Consider the following 5333-nt stretch of genomic DNA (forward strand, 5'->3'; position numbering starts at 1 on the left):
AAAAAGGTTGGACTCAGGACATCGCGGCGAATTCCGGTTTTTAATGGCTCGATTCCGTGTACTTTGCTCAAGTATGAGCTGTATTAGGGGAGGCGAGGGGAAAAAATCAAAGGTACTAATAGTAAAGGAAAAAAATAATATATGGTTAATTAAATGGTTCAACACTATTCAAATTTAAATACTCCTTTTTAATTTGAATATATTGTTTTCTTACCTTTAATATGCTGTTAGGTAAATTAATCAGAATACTTGTAGGGGCGGGTTTTACAAACAATCTGTAATTCACATTCATAATATCTATAAACCCGCCCAGCCCGATCGACAGAATTTCATTACGGGAAATTAAACGGAAATGACATAACATCTACACCGGCAACAAAGAAACGTGAGCGGAAACAATCTTCCACCCTTGAGGAAACTTGCGCCACATCTGACTCTGCCGCCCCAGCCGCACCACTCCATCTATTACACGGCGAAATTCCAGCGTCACAGCCGCCGTGTCTGCATCGAAAGTCACGACTTTGAGGTTGAACATTTCTCGATCGACATTTACAGGCGATCGCCCTTTGCGAAAAGCCCTCACCTCATCGCTCCCGTACAGGTTCTCCGTCACCCCAAACCGCACGACTTCCGGCGCATCCCAGAACAAATTATCGAGAGTTTCAATATCATTCGTACAAAGAGCTTTTTCGTATTTTAAATATAGTTCAGTTAACTCAGCCACCACAGGAGAATCATTGATAACAGTCATTCGATTTTAGATTTTAGATTTTAGATTTTAGATTGACACCACGGATAAATCCGGGGGCTTGAGGATGCAAGGATTTTGGATTTGGGATTGATTCCACGCATAAATCCGGGGGCTTGTACCATCAAGAAATTATAGGTGTCATAAATTGTATATTTTAAAACTCTTAACTTTCACAATTTTTGTTTGCAATAAGGACTTTAGTCCTTACTACAAACGCAACTAATTACTGAAAATTAATGCTCAATTTTGAGCGAAATAATCTTGTCGCCTTGGCGGATAGCATTGACGACAGACATATCCTCAGTTTTGCCAAAAGTTGTGTGAACTCCATCTAAATGAGACTGGGGAGAATGGCAAATAAAGAATTGGCTACCACCCGTATCTTTACCTGCGTGAGCCATCGATAAAGTTCCTGCCTCATGTTTGTGGGAGTTGATTTCGCACTTGATTTTGTAGCCGGGGCCGCCCGTTCCATTGCCTTTGGGACAGCCACCTTGAATCATAAAGTTAGGAATGACTCGGTGAAAGGACAATCCATCGTAAAAACCTTTTTCCGCCAAGTCAACAAAATTCTTCACTGTGTTAGGCGCATCCGCATCGAACAAGTCCAAATTGATTGTGCCTTTGTCGGTTTCCATAATAGCGCGGGTCATGATTTCTCCTGGCTTCCTAAAATGAGTGTGTTGCCTGCGTGTTAATTGCGGACTTCGCTTTTATAGCGACAGGTTTCAAACTGTCGTTATATTGTGGCTTTTAGAAGTTTAGCATATTCCGGCAACTCTCATAAGACTTATGTGTGCTTTCTGAGGAAACCCGGTTTATTGCGAGATTTCTGGTTAGCAAAGCCAATATTTTCTGAGACACCGGGTTTCTTATCCTCAGCCATATTTTAATTGTTGGTCACTTGCGGGCGATCGGGTTCTTCCTGAATATCGCTCATATTAAAAATGAAAGGAACCCGACTCGAACCTGCGCCCATAACCAGCACTTTTGGCATCTGAGCCCCGCCGCTTCTCCAAGCTTCGATTGCCTCTTTTTGCAGAACTAAATTGCCGCCCTGAGCCTTCAAAGTTTCCGCCAACAGCCTTTGAGCTTCAGCCCTACCTTGAGCGCGGTTAATGTCAGCTTGAGCCTGTTGTTCTGCTTCCTGAGCCACATAAACAGCCCTTTGGGCTCGCTGTTCAGCAACCTGTTTCTCCTCAACCGCTTTCGCAAAATCTGTGGAGAATCGAATATTAACAACGCTCGTATCGAGTACGATTACATCATACTTTGATAGCCTTTCCTTGAGCGCAGTATCAAAGTCTCGCTTCAGTTCACTTCTTTGAGTAATAGATTGTTCGGCGGTTCTCAGTGCAGCCGCTGTTTTAAATGCTTCTTGCGTCTGAGGAGCAATAATTTTTGAGACTATATTCTCCAAAGTTCCTTGAGTCCTTCGGACATCAACTATTCTCTCAGGATCGAGGCGAAAGTTGATCGCAAAACTAGCATTTAAATCCTGAAGATCTTTAGTAGCACTCTGGGCGGGAACTTCAAATTTTTGCACTGTTACATCGTACACATCTACCTTGGATATTAGCGGGGGTCTGAGGTGAAACCCCTCTAACAATGCTCCATCTCTGGCCTTTCCTAAAACGCTGACTACCCCTGCTTCGCCTGGATTGATGACGACAAAAGAGTTTAACGCGATGAGTAGCACGCCTACTAATATAATCCCAGCGATTGCTGATGATATGCTCTGGAAATTTTGAGTTTTCAAGTTACACGCTCCTTTGTGCTTATTCCATTATAATGGTTAAATAGATTCCGTCGCCTCTCAAGTCTAAAATCTAAAATTACCATCTAAAATGGATGGGTTTGCCTCGAAAATCTCAAATATAAAATGGATGGGCTGATGCTCAAAATTGTTAAATATCCTAGAACTTATCATATCGAAGGTTCGCGTTTCCAACCAGGCGATGAAGACCTCGACAGCGTGCCATTTAGCGCCCTGAGCGATCGCCCTCTAATTATAGAAGAAAAGGTAGACGGCGCTAATACAGGCATCAGCTTCGCACCAAACGGGCAAATGCTGCTGCAAAGTCGCGGTCACTATCTCATCGGCGGGCCGAGGGAAAAACATTTTAACTTATTCAAACAGTGGGCTTTCAGTCTCAGCGGGGCGCTGGGAGAAGTGCTGGGAAATCGCTACATTCTTTACGGCGAATGGCTTTATGCCAAACACACTGTTTTTTATGATTTTTTGCCTCACTATTTTATGGAATATGATGTGCTGGACTTAGAAACCAGTCAATTTCTGAGTACAGAATCCCGCCAGAAGTTGTTAACAGGACTGCCGTTAGTGTCAGTTCCCGTGCTGTTTTCGGGAGTCCTGAAATCGCCCAAGCAAATGATGCAGTTTATGGAAAAATCTAATTTTATTCAACCGGGACATTTGGATCGGTTGCGTTTGTACTGCGGCGAATTGGGATTAGATGAAGAACGATGTTTGAAAGAGACTGACAAGAGCGATCGCATGGAGGGTCTGTACATTAAAGTCGAAGAAGATGGCATAGTAAAGGCGCGTTACAAATACGTGCGTGCCAGCTTTTTGACGGCTATTAAGAATGCCGAAGGACATTGGCTAAATCGCCCAATTGTCCCCAATCTTCTGCGTCCAGGTGCAGATTTATTTAATTTTAGTTAACCAGCAGGTGAATTTATGAATGCACTGTTATCGCCCTCGGCAACTTGGACTTTTCCCTTTTGTCCCGAACCGCCCGATTGGTTTCTGGATTGGGACAGCATTCAAAATCATTTCGATTGGATTCAAAACTTAAAAGGCTGTCAGCAAGACCCTATTTATCACGCCGAAGGAGACGTTTTAATCCATACCAAAATGGTCTGCGAAGCATTAATCTCATCCCCAAATTGGCGACAACTTCCCGAAAAAGAACGATCGATACTTTTTGCCGCCGCTTTGCTGCACGATGTCGCCAAACCAGCCTTTACAAAAATAGAAGCCGACGGCAGAATTAGCTCAAAAGGTCACGCCCGCCAAGGTGCGAGAATGGTCAGACAAATTTTATCCCAATTCGAGCCGCCTGTGCAGTTCGACATTCGCGAAACAGTTGTGGCGATCGTCCAATTCGGCAGTTTACCCATCTGGCTGATCGACAAACCCAACCCGCAGCAGTCTGTAATTAAAGTCAGTCAAGTTGTCCGCTGCGATTTCCTCGCACTTTTAGCCGAAGCAGACGTGCGCGGCCGACAGTGTAGCGACAGACAAGAATTGCTGGATAAAATAGAACTATTTCGGGAGTTTTGTCAAGAAAATAATTGTTTGGATTCTCCCCGACAATTCCCCTCTGCAAACAGCCGATTTATCTACTTCCGCAAAGAGAACGGAAACCCGGATTACGAAGCATTTGACGACACTAAATGCGAAGTAATTTTGATGTCTGGCTTGCCAGGAAGCGGTAAAGATTATTGGATTCGGAAAAATCTCCCAGATTTGCCAGTAATCTCACTCGATGCACTGCGAAAAGAGATGAATGTCCCTCCCGACGAAACCCCTGGAAATGTGGTGACAGCCGCCAAACAAAGAGCGCGCGAATACATCAATGAGGGGCGATCTTTTGTGTGGAACGCCACGAATACCACTAAACAAATGCGGCAGCAATTAATTAATTTTTTTGCTGCTTATCAAGCGCGAGTTCGCATTGTTTATCTAGAAGTACCTCTAGAAGAAATATTGCAGCGGAATCGATCGCGCACAGCAACAGTACCGGAAGCAGTCATTCGCAAATTAGCTGCGCGACTGGATATTCCAGATCGCACAGAAGCCCATCAGGTAGAGTGGATTGTGAGCGATCGCGCTTAATAGTGGCAATCCACCCGCTAGCGCCCGTATTACTTCAACGCGCTACTAATTCCGGCGTTGCTGAATACAGCTATGAATTCAAAATTTCCCAATAGCGACAAGCCCTCGGAGTCCGCTACTTTTGCCTGTTAGCTGGAGCGCGTGGTTAGGCATTAGGGGTGGACGATGGAAGTGGACAGACTTCCATAGCTTGAATCAAGTTGTATTCAAGGGTGAATCGATGGCCCACGTGCTCATCGGCAAGAACTGCTCCAGCCAAGTCACGCACGACCTGATGCACATCGACCAAAATGCGCCCGGCCTCCTCCGAGTAAAAGGAAACCGGCTCGACGTGCGGATTGATTTCGCTCCATTGCTCCGTCCAGTAAGCGCGAACTTCTTCAGACCCACGGACAAAACCACCTTTGAACGCTTTCGGCCAAGCCACGTCCGGACTCATAAGGGCAAGGGCAGCGTCAATGTCTCGCGCGTTAAAGGCTGCGTACGCCGCACGGAGCAGTTCGATTTCTGCTGCAGGTTGATCTGACATAAAAGGTATGGTGAAAAAGATGCAGTAAGGACTAATAATTTAGTGTACAGAGTTTAGGTGATTCGCCCATCTAGACATTGCTAGATAAAGCGCTAGAAATTCAAAAGAAATATTGGCGTTGCTGATTCATCGTATGAATCAACTTTTCGCTTGATGTTACAAAACCCACCCTACTTGGCTTATAGCCATTC

Annotated in this window: 6 protein-coding genes; 2 read left to right on the forward strand and 4 right to left on the reverse strand. The window is 44.9% G+C overall.

Annotated features, from left to right (window positions below; translation table 11 throughout):
- Window positions 1–364: 364 nt before the first annotated feature.
- From hpxZ to QUA45_RS27810, 3 genes are all read right to left on the reverse strand, one after another.
- Window positions 365–751: an oxalurate catabolism protein HpxZ gene (hpxZ, locus tag QUA45_RS27800; RefSeq protein ID WP_333223087.1), complete on the reverse strand. Its 387-nt coding sequence runs from the start codon at window positions 749–751 to the stop codon at window positions 365–367.
- Window positions 752–984: 233 nt separating this feature from the next.
- Window positions 985–1404 carry a peptidylprolyl isomerase gene (locus QUA45_RS27805; protein ID WP_333094791.1) on the reverse strand — a complete coding sequence of 140 codons (420 nt, stop codon included), beginning with the start codon at window positions 1402–1404 and terminating at the stop codon, window positions 985–987.
- 236 nt (window positions 1405–1640) lie between these two features.
- Window positions 1641–2510 carry a prohibitin family protein gene (locus tag QUA45_RS27810; protein ID WP_333223089.1) on the reverse strand — a complete coding sequence of 290 codons (870 nt, stop codon included), beginning with the start codon at window positions 2508–2510 and terminating at the stop codon, window positions 1641–1643.
- Window positions 2511–2645: 135 nt separating this feature from the next.
- On the opposite strand from QUA45_RS27810, the gene QUA45_RS27815 reads away from it, so the two are divergent.
- Both QUA45_RS27815 and QUA45_RS27820 read left to right on the forward strand, forming a co-directional pair.
- The gene (locus QUA45_RS27815; protein ID WP_333223091.1) at window positions 2646–3437 is read left to right on the forward strand and encodes an RNA ligase family protein; all 792 of its coding nucleotides are present in this window, start codon (window positions 2646–2648) and stop codon (window positions 3435–3437) included.
- Window positions 3438–3452: 15 nt separating this feature from the next.
- Window positions 3453–4613, forward strand: a complete 1161-nt coding sequence (locus QUA45_RS27820; protein ID WP_333223093.1) for an AAA family ATPase — start codon at window positions 3453–3455, stop codon at window positions 4611–4613.
- A gap of 145 nt (window positions 4614–4758) precedes the next feature.
- Here the strand turns inward: QUA45_RS27820 and QUA45_RS27825 are convergent, their stop codons facing one another.
- On the reverse strand, window positions 4759–5142 hold the full coding sequence (locus QUA45_RS27825) for a nuclear transport factor 2 family protein (protein WP_333223095.1): 384 nt from the start codon (window positions 5140–5142) through the stop codon (window positions 4759–4761).
- Between the last annotated feature and the right edge of the window lie 191 nt (window positions 5143–5333).

Source organism: Microcoleus sp. Pol12A5 (assembly GCF_036701435.1).
Classification (GTDB): Bacteria; Cyanobacteriota; Cyanobacteriia; order Cyanobacteriales; family Microcoleaceae; genus Microcoleus.